This is a genomic window from Methylobacterium tarhaniae (assembly GCF_001043955.1).
Taxonomy (GTDB): Bacteria; Pseudomonadota; Alphaproteobacteria; order Rhizobiales; family Beijerinckiaceae; genus Methylobacterium; species Methylobacterium tarhaniae.
The window spans coordinates 1-18,940 of sequence record NZ_LABZ01000107.1; the positions used below are offsets into that span (position 1 = coordinate 1).

General features: G+C 70.6%; 18 protein-coding genes and 1 pseudogene. 8 read left to right on the forward strand and 11 right to left on the reverse strand.

The genetic code is table 11. The annotated features are described in order from the left end of the window. The 8 genes and pseudogenes from VQ03_RS35055 to VQ03_RS15460 form a co-directional block, all read right to left on the reverse strand. The coding region (locus VQ03_RS35055; protein ID WP_280948495.1) for an RtcB family protein at positions 1-695 on the reverse strand (695 nt) is incomplete at its 3' end. 89 nt (positions 696-784) lie between these two features. After that, positions 785-1,099 (reverse strand): annotated as a pseudogene (locus VQ03_RS35060) (RtcB family protein); the annotation flags it as partial. A 365-nt stretch (positions 1,100-1,464) separates the two neighbouring features. Further along, on the reverse strand, positions 1,465-2,406 hold the full coding sequence (locus tag VQ03_RS15435) for a 2-hydroxyacid dehydrogenase (RefSeq protein WP_048451779.1): 942 nt from the start codon (positions 2,404-2,406) through the stop codon (positions 1,465-1,467). Between the two features lie 243 nt (positions 2,407-2,649). Continuing rightward, positions 2,650-4,269, reverse strand: a complete 1,620-nt coding sequence (locus VQ03_RS15440) for an ABC transporter ATP-binding protein (RefSeq protein WP_048451780.1) — start codon at positions 4,267-4,269, stop codon at positions 2,650-2,652. Position 4,270: 1 nt separating this feature from the next. After that, complete coding sequence (locus VQ03_RS15445; RefSeq protein WP_048451781.1) at positions 4,271-5,149, reverse strand: ABC transporter permease; 879 nt, start codon at positions 5,147-5,149, stop codon at positions 4,271-4,273. Further along, a complete protein-coding gene (locus VQ03_RS15450; protein ID WP_048451782.1) occupies positions 5,149-6,117 on the reverse strand; it encodes an ABC transporter permease in 969 nt (322 codons plus the stop codon). Before VQ03_RS15450 ends, VQ03_RS15445 begins: the two co-directional genes overlap by 1 nt. A gap of 11 nt (positions 6,118-6,128) precedes the next feature. Further along, positions 6,129-7,679 carry an ABC transporter substrate-binding protein gene (locus VQ03_RS15455; protein WP_048451783.1) on the reverse strand — a complete coding sequence of 517 codons (1,551 nt, stop codon included), beginning with the start codon at positions 7,677-7,679 and terminating at the stop codon, positions 6,129-6,131. 300 nt (positions 7,680-7,979) lie between these two features. Beyond that, positions 7,980-8,750: a class II aldolase/adducin family protein gene (locus VQ03_RS15460; protein WP_048451784.1), complete on the reverse strand. Its 771-nt coding sequence runs from the start codon at positions 8,748-8,750 to the stop codon at positions 7,980-7,982. A 224-nt stretch (positions 8,751-8,974) separates the two neighbouring features. Here VQ03_RS15460 and VQ03_RS15465 point away from each other — a divergent pair, with 224 nt between their 5' ends. Genes VQ03_RS15465 through VQ03_RS15475 form a run of 3 tightly spaced genes read left to right on the forward strand, consistent with a single transcriptional unit; the run spans position 8,975 to position 11,037 of the window. Beyond that, positions 8,975-9,667, forward strand: coding sequence for a GntR family transcriptional regulator (locus tag VQ03_RS15465; protein WP_048451785.1), 693 nt, complete (start codon positions 8,975-8,977; stop codon positions 9,665-9,667). Between the two features lie 13 nt (positions 9,668-9,680). Further along, the gene (locus VQ03_RS15470; RefSeq protein ID WP_048451786.1) at positions 9,681-10,709 is read left to right on the forward strand and encodes a histone deacetylase family protein; all 1,029 of its coding nucleotides are present in this window, start codon (positions 9,681-9,683) and stop codon (positions 10,707-10,709) included. 13 nt (positions 10,710-10,722) lie between these two features. Beyond that, positions 10,723-11,037: a cupin domain-containing protein gene (locus VQ03_RS15475; protein WP_048451787.1), complete on the forward strand. Its 315-nt coding sequence runs from the start codon at positions 10,723-10,725 to the stop codon at positions 11,035-11,037. Between the two features lie 67 nt (positions 11,038-11,104). On the opposite strand, the gene VQ03_RS15480 is transcribed toward VQ03_RS15475, so the two are convergent. Further along, positions 11,105-13,231 carry a flagellin N-terminal helical domain-containing protein gene (locus tag VQ03_RS15480; RefSeq protein ID WP_048451788.1) on the reverse strand — a complete coding sequence of 709 codons (2,127 nt, stop codon included), beginning with the start codon at positions 13,229-13,231 and terminating at the stop codon, positions 11,105-11,107. A gap of 312 nt (positions 13,232-13,543) precedes the next feature. Between VQ03_RS15480 and VQ03_RS15485 the strand changes: the two genes are divergently transcribed. The 4 genes from VQ03_RS15485 (at position 13,544) to VQ03_RS15500 (ending at position 17,250) form a co-directional block, all read left to right on the forward strand. Then, positions 13,544-13,957, forward strand: a complete 414-nt coding sequence (locus tag VQ03_RS15485) for a flagellar biosynthesis repressor FlbT (protein WP_048451789.1) — start codon at positions 13,544-13,546, stop codon at positions 13,955-13,957. 58 nt (positions 13,958-14,015) lie between these two features. Further along, positions 14,016-14,231 (forward strand): hypothetical protein, encoded by a 216-nt coding sequence (locus VQ03_RS15490; protein ID WP_048451790.1) that lies wholly within the window; start codon positions 14,016-14,018, stop codon positions 14,229-14,231. Positions 14,232-14,318: 87 nt separating this feature from the next. Further along, positions 14,319-15,869 (forward strand): Na+/H+ antiporter, encoded by a 1,551-nt coding sequence (locus VQ03_RS15495; RefSeq protein ID WP_048451791.1) that lies wholly within the window; start codon positions 14,319-14,321, stop codon positions 15,867-15,869. A gap of 199 nt (positions 15,870-16,068) precedes the next feature. Then, on the forward strand, positions 16,069-17,250 hold the full coding sequence (locus VQ03_RS15500) for an alpha-hydroxy acid oxidase (RefSeq protein WP_048451792.1): 1,182 nt from the start codon (positions 16,069-16,071) through the stop codon (positions 17,248-17,250). Positions 17,251-17,294: 44 nt separating this feature from the next. Here the strand turns inward: VQ03_RS15500 and VQ03_RS15505 are convergent, their stop codons facing one another. After that, entirely contained in the window at positions 17,295-17,561 is a 267-nt protein-coding gene (locus tag VQ03_RS15505) for a hypothetical protein (protein WP_048451793.1), read from the reverse strand. 232 nt (positions 17,562-17,793) lie between these two features. Here VQ03_RS15505 and VQ03_RS33810 point away from each other — a divergent pair, with 232 nt between their 5' ends. Beyond that, the gene (locus VQ03_RS33810; RefSeq protein WP_167376103.1) at positions 17,794-17,934 is read left to right on the forward strand and encodes a hypothetical protein; all 141 of its coding nucleotides are present in this window, start codon (positions 17,794-17,796) and stop codon (positions 17,932-17,934) included. Positions 17,935-17,943: 9 nt separating this feature from the next. On the opposite strand, the gene VQ03_RS15510 is transcribed toward VQ03_RS33810, so the two are convergent. Then, positions 17,944-18,897, reverse strand: a complete 954-nt coding sequence (locus tag VQ03_RS15510; RefSeq protein WP_053078602.1) for a formylglycine-generating enzyme family protein — start codon at positions 18,895-18,897, stop codon at positions 17,944-17,946. Positions 18,898-18,940: the final 43 nt, after the last annotated feature.

Below are 18,940 nucleotides of genomic sequence, written 5' to 3' on the forward strand. Positions count from 1 at the left end.
GCCCCGTAGGCGTTCTTGGCCGCGCGGGCGGTGCGGCGCTCGCGCAGGCGGGCCTGCTTGTCGGCCCGGGCCGGGCCGTCCGGATCGAGCGAGCACTTGAAGGTGACCAGCGGATGCAGCACCGCGACGGTGCGGACGAGCCCGGCCGCCTCCAGGTCGCCGACGACGGAGGCCGCCGGCTTGTAGGCCGGCGCCGCCTCCTCCCAGAGCAGCCGCTCGTCGCCGCAGACGACCACGCCGCCGAACGGGTTGCGGGCCAGGTCCTCCCGGCGCAGGCGGCCCTTGAGCTTGGCCTTCGCCTCGTGCCGCCCGAGCTTGCGCCCGGCGCCGTGGGCGAGCGACCAGAGCGCGTCGGCCCGGTCGGGGGCCGGCTCGACGAGGACGCTCACGTCGCCCCGCGAGCCCGGCACGACCACGGGCCCGCGATCGGCCGGGGCCGCGCCCTTGCGGTGGAGGTGGCAGCGGCAGCCGCCCGCCTCCACCGGCGTGACGCCGTTGTGGCAGAGATCGAGCAGGCATCGCCCCTCGGCCCCCAGCGCCGTGAGCGCCCGGTGGGCGACGAGGTCGCGGTTGGCCCGGGCCCAGGCCACGGCCGCGTCGTGGGCGGCGAGGTAGGCGTCGCCCTCCGGCGTGTCGGCCCGGAGCGGGGAGGCTCCGTGCCGCTCGGTGTGGGCGCGCAGGATCGATTCGCCCAATCCCCGGCTGCCGGTATGGACCAGCAGGGCGAGGCGGGCCGGTCGAGCCCGATCCGCGCCGCCGCGCCGGGATCGCGGATCTCGGCGACCGCCTGCACCTCCAGGAAGTGGTTGCCGTGCCCGACCGTGCCGAGGGAGGCGTCGTAGGCCGTCGGAGACACGCCGCGCTCGCGGAGCCAGCCGGCGACGTCGCCGTCCCACGGCGCGTCGAGCCCGTCGAGCCGCGCCGCAATCCGCTCCGGATCGGCCCGGCGCAAGGACAGGTCGGTCTGCCACAGGGCCATGCCGCAGCCGATATCGGAGCCGACCAGGACCGGCCGGATCAGGCCCTCCGACAGGAAGGCCGCCCCGACCGGGCCGTTCTTGCCGGGGTGGAGGTCCGGCATGCCGACGGTCTCGCGCATGCCGGGGAGTGCGCCGGTCTTCGTCGAGCTGGCGCAGGGCCTCGCCCTCGATCCAGGTCGAGGCGGAGGCAACCACGCGAACGCCGGGGGCGCGCGTGGCGATCATCGAATTGCCCATGAGGGAATGTGAATTCCGGGGTCGCCGGAGCGACCTGAAGACGAGCTTCAGCGAGCGGACAGGCCGCCTCGCCGCGTCAGAACGCCGGTCCGCCGCACGCGCAGCTTTCCTTGCGTCTTTGCCCCGTCAGAGGACGGGGCGGGCATGGATCGATTCCATGGCTCGCCCTCCTGCCGGGTCCAATCCCGGTCCACGTTGCGCAACTACCGCAACGGAAGCAGTCTGGCAATCCGTGAGTCGAGTGCCTTCAATAGCCCCGCCCCGCATCGACCGTGTCCGGCGGCGTCCTTCCCTGCCGCACCGCTTCGGCCGCGGCGAGCAGGGTGCGGGCGACGGCCTGAGGGCTCGCCTCGCAGGCCTCGTGCGGGGTGATGCGGATCGCCGGGTGGTCCCAGAACGGGTGCTCGGGCGGCAACGGCTCGGCGGCGAACACGTCGAGAGCCGCACCCGCGAGGTGGCCGGAATCGAGCGCCGCCAGAAGGTCGGCCTCGACCAGATGCTCGCCGCGGCCGACCTGGATCAGGGTGCCGCCGGGCTTGAGGCGCGAGAGGAGCGCGGCGTCGAGGATGCCGCGCGTCTCCGGCGTCAGCGGCAGCAGGTTCACCAGGACCTCGCTCGCGCCGAGCATGGCGGCCAGCCCGTCCGTCCCGTGATGGTGGGTGACCCCGGGATCGGCCGGTTGCGGCGTGCGGCTCCAGGCCCGCACCGGAAAGCCGAGGGTGGCGAGGTCGGCCGCGACCCGCCGTCCGATCTTTCCGTAGCCGAGGAGGCCGACCGGCACCGCGCTCGCGTCCCGTGGGTAGAGGCGCCGCCAGACCCGGTCGCGCTGGTTCTCGGCGTAAGCGGCGAAGCGGCGCTGGTGGCCGATGACGTGCCAGAGCACGAAGCCCGACATCGCCCGCGCCTGGTCGGGATCGACCACCCGCACCACCGGCAGGCCGGGCGGGCGCCCGGGGCAGGCGAGCAGGTTGTCGACGCCCGCCGCGATCGAGCACAGGGCCGCGAGGTTGGGATAGCGCGCCAGCGCGTCGGCGGGCGGGCGCCAGCCCAGCGCCAGGCGCACCCGCTCCGGGTTCTCCGCCGGATGGTCGAGGATCTCGACCCGGTCGGCGATCTGGCTGAGCGCCGCGCCGAACAATCCGCGCAGGTCGGTGGTGCTGCTCAGGAGCACGCAGGGAAGGCGGTCCATCGTCGGGGCCTGTATCCTCGATGCGGAAAGTCGATCCGGCACTTGGATCAATCATCTGCGGTGTCATCCCGGGGCTCGCCAAAGGCGAGAGCCTGTGATCCATGACCGCTGACGAGGCAACACTAAGCTGAACGCGGTCCGCGTTCTTCTCCAAAGTCGGCGTTTATGGATCCCGGGTTCCGCTGCGCGGCCCCGGGATGACGATGGAGGGGGTCAGACCCGTCGCGGTCTCGCAGCAGCCCTTCACGCCGCCTGCCGCAGCCGGCCCGGCACCGCGTCGAGAAGCGCGCGGGTATAGGGATGCTCGGGGTTGGCGAAGAGCGCGCTCGCGGTCTTGAGCTCGACGATCTCGCCCTGGCGCATCACCGCGATCCGGTCGCAGATCTGCGCCGCCACCCTGAGATCATGGGTGATGAACAGCATCGACAGGCCGAGGCGGGCTTTCAGGTCTTCCAGCAGCGCCAGCACCTGCGCCTGGACCGAGACGTCGAGGGCCGAGACCGCCTCGTCGGCCACCAGCACCTCGGGTTCGAGGGCGAGCGCCCGGGCGATGCCGATGCGCTGGCGCTGGCCTCCGGAGAATTCGTGGGGAAACCGCTCCAGCGCCTTCTCGTCGAGGCCGACGAGCGAGAGGAGGCGGCGCGCCCGCTCCATCGCTTCCGCTGGCGCCACCCCGTGCGCCACCGGCCCGTCGGCGATGATCTTACCCACGCTGCGGCGCGGGTTGAGCGAGGCGAAGGGGTCCTGGAACACCATCTGAATCCGGCTGCGGGCCTGGCGCAGGGCCTCGCCCTCGAGCCCGGTCAGGTCGGTCTCGCCGAGGCGCACGCGTCCGGCATCGGGCTCGATCAGCCGCATGACCAGGCGGGCGACCGAGGATTTGCCCGAGCCCGATTCCCCGACGAGGCCGAGCGTCTCGCCGCGATGGAGCGTGAAGGCGACGTCCCGGGCCGCCGCCGTGCGCCGCGGCGCCCGCCACAGCCCGCCGCCGGTGACGTAGGTCTTCTGCAGGCCCACCACCTCGACCGCCTTCGGGCCCGAGAGGGGAGGGCGGGTCGGCGGGTCCATGGTCGGCACGGCGGCGAGCAGGGTGCGGGTATAGGCCGCCTGGGGCCGGCCGAGCACGGCGCTCGCCGGGCCTTCCTCCACCACGCGCCCGTGGCGGAGCACCAGCACACGGTCGGCGATCTCCGCCACCACGCCGAAATCGTGGGTGATGAACAGGACCGCCATGTTGCGGCGGCGCTGGAGGTCGCGGATCAGCTTCAGGATCTGGGCCTGGGTCGTGACGTCGAGGGCGGTCGTCGGCTCGTCGGCCACCAGCACGGCCGGTTCCAGCGCCAGCGCCATCGCGATCATCGCCCGCTGGCGCTGCCCGCCCGAGAGCTGGTGCGGGTAGGAGCGGACGATCTGCTCGGGGTTGGGCAGCCCGACCTCGCCGGCCAGCGCCACCGCGCGGGCGCGGCGCTCCTTGGGGGTCAGCTGGCCATGGGCCTCGAACATCTCGGCCATCTGGTCGCCGATCCGCATCAGCGGGTTGAGCGCCGTCATCGGCTCCTGGAAGATCATCGCGATCCGCCGGCCGCGGGTGTCGCGCCAGCCCGCCTCGTCCTGGCCTAACAGGTCGGTGTCGCCGAGGCGGATGCTGCCCGAGACCGGCCGCACCGCCTTCGGCAGCAGGCCCATCAGCGCGTGGGCGCACATCGACTTGCCGGAGCCCGACTCGCCGACGAGGCACAGGATCTCGCCGGCCACGAGATCGAAGGACACGCCGTCGACGGCGTTCGCCCGGTCGCCGCCCTCCGGCAGGGCGAGGCTCAAGGAGCGGACCGCGACGGCGGCCCGCTTCGTGTCGGCATCCATCTCAGCGCTCCCGGGACAGGCGCGGGTTGAGGGCGTCGTTCAGCCCCTCGCCGATCAGGTTGAGGGCCAGCACGGTGAACAGGATGAGGAGGCCCGGGAAGGCGGTGATCCACCAGGCCTGCCGGATCACCGTGCGGCCGGCCCCGACCATGTAGCCCCAGGACATCCGGTTCGGATCGCCGAGGCCGAGGAAGGAGAGGGAGGATTCGAGCAGGATCGCGGTGGCGACCATCAGCGAGGCCAGGACCACGATCGGCGACAGGGTGTTGGGGAGAACCTCCCGGCGCAGGATGGTGAAGGTGGTCTGCCCCGTCACGATCGCCGCCTGGACGTATTCGCGCGAGCGCAAGGAGAGCACCTCGCCCCGCACCAGCCGGGTCACCGGCGGCCAGCTCACCAGCGCGATGGCGAGGATCATCGAGGAGAGCGAGGGCTGCAGGATCGCCACCAGCACGATGGCGAGCGCGAAGCTCGGCACGGTCTGAAACAGCTCGGTGAAGCGCATCAGGGCATCGTCGACCCGGCCGCCGAGATAGCCGGCGAGCGCGCCGAGCGGCACGCCGATCAGGAGGGCGGCGAGCGTCGAGACCAGGCCGACGATGAGCGACACCCCGGCCCCGTGCATCAGCCCGGCGGCGATGTCGCGCCCGAGCGCGTCGGTGCCGAGCGGCACCCGCTCCAGGGTGAAGGGCGGCACGAAGGGTCTTTGCACCATGCGCCAGGGCGAGGTCGGGTAGAGGATCGGGGCGAGCAGGGCCGCGGCGACGACGCAGGTGAGGATCACCAGCCCGATCACCGCGCCCGGATGGCGCAGGAAGGCGGCGAGCGGGCCGCGGCGGCGCGACCGGACGGGGGCGGCCAGGGGCACGGCGTTGTCCATCACGCCACCTCGATGCGGGGATCGACCGCGCGGTAGACCACGTCGGTGACGAGGTTGAAGACCAGCACCATCGCGGAGGAGACCACGAAGACGCCGAGCAGGAGATTGTAGTCGCGCTGGAGCAGGGCCTCGTACATCAGGCGCCCGATCCCCGGCCAGGCGAACACCGTCTCGGTGAGCACCGCGCCGCCGACCAGGGTGCCGGCCTGGAGGCCGGCCAGCGTCACCACCGGCAGGAGGGCGTTGCGCAGGATGTGCCGGCGCTGGATCACCCGTTCCGTCAGGCCCTTGGCCCGCGCCGTCTTCACGAAGTCGAGCCGCGAGACTTCGAGCATCGAGGAGCGGGTCATCCGCACGTAGACCGCCATGAAGAACAGCCCGAGGGTCATGGCCGGAAGCACCAGGTGGCGGGCGATGTCGAGGGCGCGGGCGAGCCCGGTATGGCCCGCCCCCACGGTCTCGAAGCCGAAGCTCGGCAGCCATTCGAGCCGGACCGAGAACAGCAGGATCGCCATCAGCGAGACCCAGAACAGGGGCGTGGCGTAGAACAAAAGGGCGAGGCCGGTGATCGCCGTATCGGCCGGCGTCCCGGCCCGGCGCGCCGCCAGCGAGCCGAGCAGCACGCCGAGCGAGAGCGAGATCGCGAAGGCGCTGCCGGTGAGGAGCAACGTCGCCGGCAGCCGCTCGCCGATCAGCGTCGCCACCGGCATCTGCTGGCGCACCGAATAGCCGAGATCGAGCCCGGCGATGCTGCGAAGATACGCGGCGAGCTGGCTCGGCAGCGGCTGGTCGAGGGCGAACTTTTCTCGGAGCTGGGCGATGAAGGCCTCGTCGCCCGCCCCCGCCTCGCCGGCCATCACCAGGGCCGGGTCGCCGGGGGCGAGGCGGATCAGGAAGAAGTTCAGGACCACGATGGCGAGGAGCACCACGATGCCCTTCGCGATCCGCCGCGCGACGAAGCCCAGCATGCCGTCAGCCCTCAGCGCTCGATCCAGGCATCGCGGAAGCCGTCATTGACCCCGATGCCGGTGGTGACGAGGTCGTGGACCTTGCAGCGGGTGATGGTGGGGAATTGCAGTTCCAGCAGCCAGGCCACCGGCGCGTCCTCGACCAGCGTCCTCTGCACCGCCTCGTAGATCGGCCGGCGCTTGTCGTCGCCCACCGCCGACGCGCCTTGCGCGAAGGCCTCGTCGACGCTCGGGTTGGAATAGCCCTCGACGTTGTTGAACGGCGAGCCCTTGGCGATCTGCGACGAGACGTAGTTGCGCCCGACCCCCAAGGCGGGGTCGCCGTATTGGTAGAGGTAGGTGAAGGCGATGTCGTAGTCCCACTCGGAGGTCTTCTGGTTCCAGCCGGCGACGTCGGTCGCCACCAGCTCGACCTTGATGCCGACATCCTCGAGATTCTGCTTCACGGCCTCGGCCCAGCGCTGCCAGGTCTCGCCGTAAGGCAGCGGCAGGAGGCGCACGGTCTCGCCCTTGTAGCCGGATTCCTTCAGCAGCGCCTTGGCCTTGGCCGGATCGTAGGAATACTTCCCGGCCTTCGGGTCGTGGTAGCGCACCGTGGAGGAGAACGGGCCCGTGGCCGGCTTGCCCAGCCCGTTCCAGACCACGTCGCGGGCGAAATCCCGGTCGAGCGCGTAGGAGACCGCCTGGCGGAAGGCCTTGTTGGCCATCGGGCCCTTGCGGTTGTTGAGCCAGAGCCAGGAATGCGGGCTGAAGAACTCCCAGCCCTTGGTGGTCGAGCAGGCGCCCTTGAGCGCCGAGAGGCGCTGCACGTCGAAATTCTCGACGGAGCCGCCGGGCAGGATGTCGACCTTGCCGGTCTCGAACGCCACCGCCCGGGCGGCGGCGTCCGGGATCACGTGCCAGTAGATCTCGTCGAGATAGGGTTTTCCGGCGATGTGGTAGTTCGGGTTCTTCACCAGCCGGATGTAGGAGCCCTTCTTCCACTCCTTGAACATATAGGGGCCGGTGCCGATCGGCGTGTTGTTGGCCGGGTTGGTCTTGTAGTCGGTGCCGGCATAGATGTGCTTCGGGATCATCGGCAGCGAGCCGACCTCGAAGATGCCGAGGAACGGCCCGAACGGCTCGGAGAGCGTGAACACCACGGTGTAGGGATCCGGCGCCGTCACGCTCGCCACCCGGGCGAGGTTGCCGCGGGCACGGGCATGGGTCTGGCGCAGCAGCTCGACCGAGAAGACCGCGTCCTCGGCGGTGAACGGCTTGCCGTCGTGCCAGGTGGCGTTCTTCACGAGCTTGAAGGTGTAGGTCTTGCCGTCGTCGCTCATGCTCCAGCTCTCGGCGAGGCCGGGCAGGGCTTTGAGGGCGGAATCGTAGCGCAGCAGGCCCTCGTAGATATTGCCGGCCACCATCTGGGTCGGGCCGTTCTGCACCATCGCCAGCATCAGGCCGGGCGGCTCCGGCTGGATCACCGCATTGGCGGTGCCGCCGGGCTTCGGTGACTGGGCCAGGGCCGTGCCGGCCAGCGCCAGGGAGAGCACGGTGCCGGCCATGAGCGTCTTGAGCATCTTGTGTCCCTCTTGGTCCCCGTCGCGGCGTTGAAGATGCGCGCTCTTCCCCTCTCCCGAGTGGGAGAGGGGTCGGGGGATCGAAGATCCCGCGTGAGGGTGGCTCGGTTTGCGCAATGACCCTGAACCGTCGAGCTGCGCAGCTCACCGCTTGGCGGTTTATTCGGCGCCCGAGCCACCCTGCGCGATCTTCGATCGCCCCTCCCCCTCTCCCACACCTTGCAGCGATACCGGGCAAGCCCGGCATCGCCTGGAGAGGGAATCCCGCGCGCTACTCGGCAGCGGGCGTCTGTCGTCGCGCTACTCTTTGTAATCCGGGTCGCTGCGCTCCAGCATGCGCTTGAAGGCAGCCCACTCGGTGTCGGGCACCGCGCCCGCCTCCATCTTGTCGTAGAACGAGGCGTATTGGCCGGCGGTCTTCGCGGCCACCGCCACTGACGGGCGGATCAGCGGGGCGCCTGCGGCTTGCAGCGCGAGCTGCGCCCGGCACGAGCGCTCCAGGTTGTGCATCAGCTTGAACGCTTCCGCCACCGACCGGCCGCAGGTCAGCATGCCGTGGTTGCGCAGCACCATCACCGGCTTGTCGCCGAGATCGGCCACCAGGCGCTGGCGCTCGTCGAGGTCGAGGGCGATGCCCTCATAGTCGTGGTAGGCGAGGCGGCCGGCGAATTGCATCGACCACTGGTTGAGCGGCAGCAGCCCCTCTTCCTGGCAGGAGACGGCGACGCCCGCCACCGTGTGGGTGTGGAGCACGCAGGAAGCGTCCTCCCGGGCGGCGTGGACCGCGCTGTGGATGGTGAAGCCCGCCGGGTTGATGCCGAGCCCGCAGGGATCGTCGAGCACCCGCCCATCGAGGTCGACGGTGACGAGGTTGCCGGCCTTCACCTCCTCGAAGCGCAACCCGTAGGGATTGATCAGGAAGCGGTGCTCCGGCCCCGGCAGGCGGGCCGAGATGTGAGTGTAGATGCTGTCGTCGAGGCCGAGGCGGTGGATCAGCCGATACGCCGCCGCCAGGTCGACGCGGACGCGCTGCACGCTCTCCTCGGCGGACGAATGAGCAGATGATGCCATCGGACCTCCTCGCGGGCAGTGTCGGCCCGAGCCGAATATGCCGCACATCTTCGCGTGAGCAGGCCGTCCCGCGAAGACAACTCTCCGCCGGCAGCCGATCCAGGGCCGGATGTTCGGATCATCATCCGGTGCCAGGGTAGACTGGCCCGACCCGGCCCGGCGATCAAGCTGAAAGTGTCGACAATCGACGCCTAAGCATTGCACACTGCGACCACGGAGGTGCGATGCGCGCGATATCCCCACCCGTCGGATTGCCGGTGCTGGCCGAGAGCGATCTCGTGCGCCAGGTCGCGCGCCGGCTCACCGACGCGATCGTGCAGGGGCGGCTGCCTCCCGGCGCCAAGGTGGCGGAGGCGGCCGTTGCCCGCGAGCTCGGCATCAGCCGGGCGCCGGTGCGGGAGGCGGCGCGGCTCCTCGAGAGCCAGGGCCTGCTCAAGGCCTCGCCGCGGCGCGGCTTCTTCGTGCGCGAGCTCTCGGCCAAGGACGTGGACGAGCTCTACGACCTGCGCCTCTGCGTCGAGCGCCACGCCGCGGTCGAGGCGGCACGCCGCCTGACGCCGGCGATGCGGGAGGGCTTGCGCCGCCAGCTCGACGTGATGCGGGAGCTGGCCCGGCGCGACGACCCGGCGATGATCGTCGAGGCCGATTACCAGTTCCATCGGCTGATCTGCGAAGCCGCCGGCAATGCCCGCCTGCTGCGCCTGTTCGACGGGCTGGCCTCGGAATTGCGGATCGTGATCGGGCTGATCGGCCGGCTCTACGACGATTCGCAAGAGATCGCCCGCACCCACGAGCCGGTGCTCGCCGCCATCGAGGCCGGCCACCCGGAGCGGATCGTCGCCCATGTCGACCACCATATCGGCGTCGCCCGCCGGGAGGTCGTCCGACTGGTGCAGAGCCTCACCCTCACCCCCTGACGTCGGAGTTCCCATGAAGGCCGTCCATTCCGAGGACCATCGCAGCCACGATCCGAAGTTCTTCCTGGTGCGCGGCCAGGTGAAGCCCGCCGCCGACCAGCCGGAGCGGGCCGACCGTCTGCTCGCCGGCCTCAAGGCCGGGAACCACGCGGTGGTGGCGCCGCAAGCCCACGGTGCCGGCGCCCGGGCCCGCGTGCACAGCCCCGATTACCTCGCCTTCCTGGCCGAAGCCTGGGAGGCCTGGGAGGCCCTGCCCGACCACGGGCCCGAGATGATCGCCAACATCCACCCGGTGCGCGAGGCGGCCACCTACCCGACCCATATCGTCGGGCGGCTCGGCTGGCATACCGTGGACACCGCCTGCCCGATCGGCCCGGGCACCTATGCGGCAGCCTCCGCCGCGACCGACGTCGCGGCGAGCGCGGCGCAACTCGTCCTCGACGGCGAGGACGCGGCCTATGCGCTCTGCCGCCCGCCCGGCCACCACGCCTATCGCGACCGGGCCGGGGGCCATTGCTACTTCAACAACAGCGCGGTCGCGGCCGCCCACTTGCGCCAGAGGCATGCGCGCGTGGCGGTGCTCGACGTTGACGTGCATCACGGCAACGGCACGCAGGGGATCTTCTACCGCGACCCGTCCGTCCTCACCGTCTCGCTCCACGCCGACCCGCGCGGCTTCTACCCCTTCGTCTGGGGCTATGCCCACGAGCGCGGGGAAGGGGAGGGGATCGGCGCCAACCTGAACCTGCCGCTGCCGCTCGGCACCGGCGACGACGATTACCTGGCGGTGCTGGAGGGCGTGGCCACCCGCACGGTTCGGGCCTTCGCCCCGACCGCCCTGGTGGTGGCCCTCGGCCTCGACGCCTCGGAGCACGATCCGCTCGCCGGCCTCGCCATCACCACGGACGGCTTCCGCCGCATCGGCGCGGCCTTGGCCCGCCTGAATCTCCCGACCGTGCTGGTGCAGGAGGGCGGGTACCTCTCGGACCTGCTGGGCGAGAACCTGACGGCCGTCCTCGCCGGCTTCGAATCCGCCCGCTAGGAGGGGGTTTCCGATGGCCTTCGCCTGCACGATTCCCGCGGTCCCGACCGTCCAGGTCGACGACGACACGGTCCGCATCACCCGCTGGGATTTCCCGCCCGGCGCCGTCACCGGCTGGCACGAGCACGGCTGGCCCTATTTCGTGGTGATGATCACCGAAGGCACCCTGCGCATCCACGACGGCACGAATGTCACCGAGGTGCCGCTCGCCCACGGCCAGTCCTATCGCCGCCCGGCCGGCATCCGCCACGACGTCCAGAACGGTTCCGACCACCCGATCGCCTTCGTGGAAATCGAGGTGAAGCGGCCGGAGGGGCTGGCGGGCTGACCCGCAAAAGGAAGCGGCCGGAGCGTGAGCCCCGGCCGCCAATCTTAACGAAGGCTCTGCGTGCCGATCAGCGCAGGAGCTGCAGGATGCCCTGCTGGGCCTGGTTGGCGAGCGACAGGGCCGAGATCGCCAGCGAGTTGCGGGTCGACAGGGCCTGCGAGTTCGCCGCTTCCTCGTTCAGGTCGGCGCTGGTCAGGTCGGCGGCGCCGCTGCCCAGGATGTTGATCAGGTTCTTCGAGAAGTCCTGGCGGTTCTGGACCACAGTCAGGTTCGCACCGAAGGTCGACGACTGGGCCCGCAGCTGGCTGGTCGCCGTGGTGATGCTGCTGAGCGCGGCGTTGATCTCGTCGTCCGTCTGGAAGCCGCCGGTCACCTTGCTGAGGCCGAGACCATCCGCATCGAGGTCGGCACCGGTGACGTCGATGCTGGACGAGCCCGTCTCGTTGAAGGTGATGTGGAGGGTGTTCTCCTTCGGGTCGCTCGTGTTGCGGTAGATCAGGTTGATGCCGTTGAAGCTGGTGTCCTTGGCCTGCTGGGTGATCTGGCTCAAGAGCTCGTTGAACTGCTTCGCCAGAGTCTGGCGGGTGGTGTTCGTCGAGCCGGTGGCGTCCTTGCCGGTCGAGCTGATCGCCACCGCGGTGTTGGTCGCCGTGCCGTTGACGGTCGAGGTCTGCGCACCGAAGCCGATGTTGACGTTGTTGCCGGGCGTCGTTCCCTGGGCGGGCGTCACGGTGATCTGCTGTGACGCCCCGATCTTCGTCGAGCTGAGCACCAGCTTGTTGTTGGCGTCCAGGCTGGCCGTGACGTTGCCGGCCAAGCCCGTATCCGCCGCGATCTGAGCGTTGATCGCATCCACGATGTTGGCCCTGGTGGCGGTGGCAGCGGTACCGCCGACAGCTGCAATCTGAGTCGCATCCACCGCGATCGTCTTGGCTGGACCAGAGCCGAGCTGGATCGTGAACGACGCGTTGGCGGGGGCCGTGAAAGAGGTGCTGGCGGCGAGGGCGGTCGAGCCGGTGATGATCGCCTTCGCCGAGCCGTCCGTGGCATCGGAGCCGACGGAGGACAGGCCGGTGGCCGCCGTGCCGGTGCCGGCCGTGGAGACACCGCCGGCCGCGCCCGTCGTCGCGCCGAACCCGACATCGACCTGCGTGCTGCCCGAGGGCGGGGCCGCGATGTTCACGATCACGGCGCTGCCGGGACCCACATCCTGCGACGTGAATTCGACCTTGCCGCCGTTGATGGCAGCCGTCACCGCCGAACCTGCAGCCTTCAGCTGCACATTGTAGGCGTCGGCCAGGTCGGCGCTGCTCGGAGCAGTACCGACGGCGGTGCCGTCAGACTTGAGGCTGGTCGAAGTAACTGCCAGCGAAGTCGTCGTGAATCCATCGCTGACAGAGAGGAACGAACCTGCAGTGGCAGTGAAGGCCAGCGTAGGCACGTTGTTTGCCGCCGTGAACTTCGCGCCGGTCGCAGTGCCTGCCTTTCCGAAGCCGAGATCGAGCGTGGAGCTGGCCGACCCTGCCACGGAGAGCTGCTGGGTTGCGCCCGTGCTGGTCGTGGTGAAGCTAAGACGACCGTCGCTGCCGACCGAGGCGGCGACCTTGCCCTTCAGCGCGGACGAGTTGGAGATCTGGCTGTTGATCGCCGTGACCAGCTGGGACGCAGAGATCTTTGTTGCATCCGCGCCGTTGTTGCCCAGGGTTGCGCCGTCGAGACGGATGGTGGTCTTGGTCTTGCCGCCGTCGAGCGAGATGTCCAGAGAGCCGTCCTTGCCGAGGGTCGAGAAGTCCTGCGTGCCGTCCGTGGTTCCAGCGAGAGTCCCGTAGCTCTTGCTGCTGCTCACGGCGGCGGCGGTGGCGGGGAGACCATTGGAGGTGGTGCCCTTGTCCGAGAGCGCCTGGTTCGCAGCCGACTTGGCGGAGTCGACGAGCTTCTGGATCGAGGTGATACCCTGGCTGGCCGCCTTGATGGCTTGGACGCCGTTCGACAGACCGTCGAGCAGGTTGCCGAGGTCGCCCGCGCGCGAGGTCAGGTTCTGCGCGGTGAAGAAGTTGATCGGGTTGTCGAGGGCCGAGTTGACCTTCTTGCCGGTCGACAGGCGGGTCTGCGTCGTGGAGAGCAGGCTGGCCGTGTCCTGGAGCGACAGGAGGTTCTGCCGGGTCGCGGCCGACAGGGTGATGCTGGACGACATGGGGACGATCCTTATTGATCGGCGAGAGCCATCTTTTTGATGACGCCCCAGCTTGGCTCGGCGAGCGTTGCGCACATCTTAATGTGATCCGGAGTGCTGGGCGGCTTCGTGCCGTATGGTTAATCTCTCATGAAAGCGCGGGGCGGGGGGATGATTGCCGGCGCAGACGATGAAAGCTTAAGGAACCGAGCATAGGCCTTTCTCCCATGACCGTGGGCCCGCGGGTGAAGGCGGACATCGCGATCGATGAGGCGAGCGGCGGACGATCCGCACCACCCGAAAGCCCCCGAAGACTCGCTCCCGAGACCCGCCATGCCCCTGCGCATCAACCTCAAGCCGAACGAACGCCTGATCATCAACGGCGCGGCGATCCGCAACGGCGACCGCGCCACCAGCCTCCTGATCGAGAACACGTGCCGGTTCCTGCGCGAGAGCGAGATCATCACCGAGAGCGAGGCCGACACCGCCTGCAAGCAGCTCTGCGTGACGCTCCAGCTGATCTACCTCGCCGACCATCCGCAGGAGGCCGACGACCTCCTGGTGCGCCAGTCGAACGCGCTCCTCCAGGCGATGCCGACCAGCGCGCCCTACCTCGTGGCGATCCAGGACGAGCTTGCCGCCAAGCAGTACCACCGCGCCCTGAAGGTCGGCCGCGAGCTCGTCGCCTACGAGCGCGCCCTGCTCAAGCGTCCCGAGGCCCCGGCCGACGCGACGTCACCCTCCTGACAACGCTTCGCAACGTATCCGCCCCGGCCCGGCCGCAATGGGCGGCGATGACGCGGGCATGAGCGACCGCATCGGCATCGACTGGAGCACACCCGCGCAGCTCGTCGTCTGGCCGGGCGACGAGACCGGCGAGCGCCCGACCGTGACGCTCCGCGAGGCGGTGGCGGAGGCGGGCCGGATCGCGACCGGGGTGGTCTGGATCGTGCTCGCCGACGGGCGCATCCTGCGGCCGGGCCAGATCGCCGAACTGCGGGCGGCGCTGCCGCCGGGCTGACCGCGCCGGGCCGACGGCCAGCGACGGATCGCCTCCCAACCTCTTCCAGCACCCGCGCGTTGCCCCGTTCTGACAACCGGAGGGGTGATGCTGATCTTCGAATGGATCGCGGGCGTGCTCGTCGTCGCGGTCCTGCTCGCCGCGGTGGCGCGTCGCCTCGGGGCGCCGTTCCCGGCCTTCCTCGCCATCGGCGGGGTGGTGCTCGCCTTCGTGCCGCAGGTGCCGCGTGTCGACCTCGATCCGGACCTGGCGCTGGCCCTGTTCCTCGCCCCGGTCCTGCTCGACGCCGCCTACGACACCAGCCTGCGCGACCTCAAGCGCAACTGGCTGCCGGTCGCGGGCCTCGTCGTCGGCGCGGTCGGCGTGACCACGGCGGCGGTCGCCCTGGTGGCGCGCTGGCTCGTGCCCGACATGCCGCTCGCCGCCTGCATCGTGCTCGGCGCCATCGTGGCGCCGCCGGACGCGGTGGCGGCGCTCTCGGTGCTGGCCCATGTCCGGCTGCCCCACCGCCTCGTCACCATCCTCAAGGGCGAGAGCCTGTTCAACGACGCCTCGTCCCTGCTGATCTACCGCCTCGCGCTGGGGGCGGTGGCGACGGGATCGTTCTCGGCCGCCGAGGTCGCCCCGACCTTCCTGATCGGCGTCGTCGGCGGGCTCGTCGCCGGGCCGGTCCTGGCCTGGCTCTATGTCCGGCTGATGCGCCGGGTCACCGATCCGCCGAGCGCCGTGGTGCTGCAATTCGTCGCCACCTTCGGCCTCTGGCTCGCCGCCGAGCGGGTCGAGGTCTCGGGCGTGCTCACGGTGGTGAGCTTCGGCCTCACCGTGTCGCGGCTCTCGCCCCAGACCATGCCGGCCCACCTGCGCGTCACCTCCAACACCGTCTGGGAGACGGCGGTGTTCGTGCTCAACGTGCTCGCCTTCGTGCTGATCGGCCTGCAGATCGGCCCGATCCTCGAAGGCCTGAGCCCGGCCGAGCGCAGCCACACCGCGGTCGTCGCCGCGGCGGTGTTCGGCACCACGATCCTGGTGCGGCTCGCCTGGGTGCTCGGCGCCCGGGCGGTCGCCCGGCTCTGGCACCGCCTCGCCGGGCCGATCGGGCCCGCGCCGATCGGGCTGCGCTCCGGCACGACGGTGGCGTGGTGCGGCATGCGCGGCGTCGTCACCATCGCGCTGGCGCTGGCGCTTCCCGGCGATTTCCCGCACCGCGACCTCGTGGTGCTGACGGCGTTCTGCGTCGTGCTCGGCACCCTGGTGATCCAGGGCCTCTCCTTGCGCCCGCTGCTGGCCTGGTTCTCCCTGGGCGACGACGATCCGGTCGGGATCGAGGTCGGCCGGGCCCGGGCCGCGGCCTACCGGGCGGCCCGCGACAGCCTGGCCGAGGAGCGCTCGCCCCATGCCGAGGCCCTGCGGCGGGAATTCGATGCGGGCATCCGCGAGGCCGAGGCCCATGACGAGGGCCTCGCCCCGGCGAGCCTGCCCGCCGACGCCCTGCGGAGGCGCGCCGTCGAGGCCGCTCGCGCCACCATCCTGTCCTTGCGCGAGCGCGACGAGATCGGCGACGACGCCTACCTGCGCCTCGAGGAGGAGCTGGACTGGGCCGAGCTCAGCGCCACGCCGCGGGAGGAGGTGGTGCCGTGATGGTCCCGGCGCGGTGCCGGGCCGCGCCGGATGCACGGCAAAAACGATGGTCAGACCCGAACGGTTGATTGTATCCCGTGCGGGCTTGAGACGAAAAACCTGCGCCTGGGCGAGCGACGTCCCGCGCGGGAACGAAGACACGCACGAGCGAGACGCCATGCACGCCACCCGAATGCCCTCGTCCCGGCCGCCATCCTGGATGTCGCGGTTCTTCACGAGCGGGCCCGTCACCTGCATCGAGGACCTGCGGGTGCTCGCCGAGCGGCGGGTGCCGCGGATGTTCTACGACTACGCCGATTCCGGCTCGTACACCGAGGGCACCTACCGGGCGAACGAGGACGATTTCTCGCAGATCAAGCTGCGCCAGCGGGTCGCCGTCGACATGACGAACCGCACGCTCGCCAGCACCATGGTGGGCCTGCCGGTGAGCATGCCGGTGGCGCTCGCGCCGACCGGCCTGACCGGCATGCAGCACGCCGACGGCGAGATCCTGGCGGCCCGCGCCGCCGCGAAGGCCGGCGTGCCCTTCACCCTCTCGACCATGAGCATCTGCTCGATCGAGGACGTGGCCGAGAACACCGACGCGCCGTTCTGGTTCCAGCTCTACGTGATGCGCGACCGGGACTTCATCGACCGGCTGATCGACCGCGCCAAGGCGGCGCAATGCTCGGCGCTCGTGCTCACCCTCGACCTCCAGATCCTGGGCCAGCGCCACAAGGACGTGAAGAACGGCCTCTCGACCCCGCCCCGGATGACGATTCCCAACATCATCAACCTGGCGACGAAGCCGCGCTGGTGCCTCAACATGCTGCGCACGCAGCGGCGCACCTTCCGCAACATCGTCGGGCACGCGCAAGGGGTCGGCGATCTGCGCTCGCTCTCCTCCTGGACCGCCGAGCAGTTCGACCCCCGCCTCAACTGGGACGACGTCAAGCGCATCCGCGACCGCTGGGGCGGCAAGCTCATCCTGAAGGGCATCCTCGACCCCGAGGACGCGGAACTGGCCGCGCAGAGCGGCGCCGAGGCCCTGATCGTCTCCAATCACGGCGGCCGTCAGCTCGACGGCGCGATCTCGTCGATCGCGGCGCTCCCGTCCATCGTCGAGACGGTGGGCGACCGGATCGAGGTCTTGATGGATGGCGGCATCCGCTCGGGGCAGGACGTCATCAAGGCGCTCGCGCTCGGCGCCCACGGCGTCTTCATCGGCCGCGCCTTCCTGTACGGGCTCGGGGCCGGCGGCGAGGCGGGCGTGACCCAGTGCCTGGACATCATCCGCAAGGAGCTCGACGTCACGATGGCGATGTGCGGCCTGCGCGACGTGCGCCAGGTCGACGAGCGGATCCTGGCCGGCAAGCCGGCCCTGGCCAATCGGCCGTTCTGACGGCAGGCGCCGCCCGGCCTGGAGGCCGGGCGGCGCGCGATCCCTTACATGCGGTGCATGCGGCGGTGCATCATGTGATGACGATGCATCATGTGCCGCCGGTGCATCATGTGGCGGCGATGCATCATGTGCCGGTGCATCCGGTGATGGCGCATCATCCGGCGCTCGCCGCGGGTCATCTGCACGGTCTCCACCATGGGAGCCGCCTGGATGCCGGCCGGGCTCGCCGGGGCAGCGGAGGCCGCGCCGATGCCGAAGGTGAGGCAACCGAGAACGGCCGCCGCCGCGAGGCCCAGAGTCGTCTTCTTCATCGTTGGTGTCTCCTCTGCGCGACCCCCGCCCGGTGGCGGAGGCCGGCCCGCCGGAGCGGCGGGCTCCCCGCTCAAGCGCGGGACACGGGAAAGATTCATCCAACGGCGAAGGTTCCGGCAGAAGGATCGTTTTTCGCAGGCGCGATGCTTAAAAATATGTGGCCGTCCCCGTATCCCGGCAGCCCGCCGCGCGTTCCCCTTGCATCGACGGCGAGGGGGGACGCGTCACGTCATGCAAGAGGGCATCCGGATCCAGGCCGCCGCTGACGGCACCTTCACGCTCTACAGCGATTCCCGGGTGATCCTGCGCGGCCTTACCCGCGAACGCGCCTACCGCCTCGCCGGCCGGCTCGGCGAGTTCGTGCGGTACTGAGCCGCCCCCTCAATCCAGCGCCACGACCCTGCGCGCGACGGTGACGCCCGGAAGGATGACCTCGTCCGGCGACCGTTCGCAGGTATTCGGGTCGCCATAGGCCGAGGCCAGCGGCAGCCAGCCGAGGAAGAAGCCTGCTCCGCCGCAGATCGTCGCCCCGCCGTCCCCGCCGCGAAGCGTGTTGGGCGCTGCCGTGACTTCCTGGAGATACGGGTTCTCGGCGATCCGCAGGCCGAAGGCGTTGGGCCGGCGATGCGCATCGAAATCCGGCAGGGGATCGATCGGGTAGGCCTCGCCCGGGACCTCGTCGCCCCACCGGAACAGCGTGCCGGTCCCGCCCGCGCACAGGTATTCCCACTCGTCGGGAGTGGGCAGGCGCCAGCCGTCGTGCCCGAGGCGGTGCAGGAGGTCGTCCTGGTCCAGTTCCTCGGCGCGTTCCGCGCGGATCGTGCCGTCCGGACCGAACGCCACCCGCACGGTCCCCGGCCCGAATCCGAACTCGACGACCTGCTCGTCGCGGCGGGAGGCCACGATGGCACGCACCTCCGGATCGTCGCCATCGACCGGAACCCAGCCGACTTCCCAGGCGGTCGTCTCCACGAGGAGCGCAGGCAGCACCACGTCGCGCGGCGGCGCGAGCACCTCCGCGAGATGCTCGGCGAGCGGCGGCAGGCCCCATTCCGCCGCGCAATCCTCCCAGGCGGCGGCCGTCCTCGGCGTCGGCTGCCAGCCGGCACCGCCCGCGAAGCCGAGGCGCGCCGTCCCGCCCGGTACCAGGACGAACCGGCGGTCAGGTGCCTCCGAGCGGTAGGTCGCGACCTCGTGCGCCTGCCCGCCGAGATCGAAGCGCTCGAGACCCGCATAGGCGAGCCCGTCCGGCAGGCGGGGCAGCAGCGCCCGGGCGCACGTCTCCCGTTCGGCCGGCTGCGCCCGGTCCCATTCCGCGAGTACGCGATGGATCATGTCCCGTTCCCCCCTGCGGCGGGCGCACAGGGCCATGGACCTC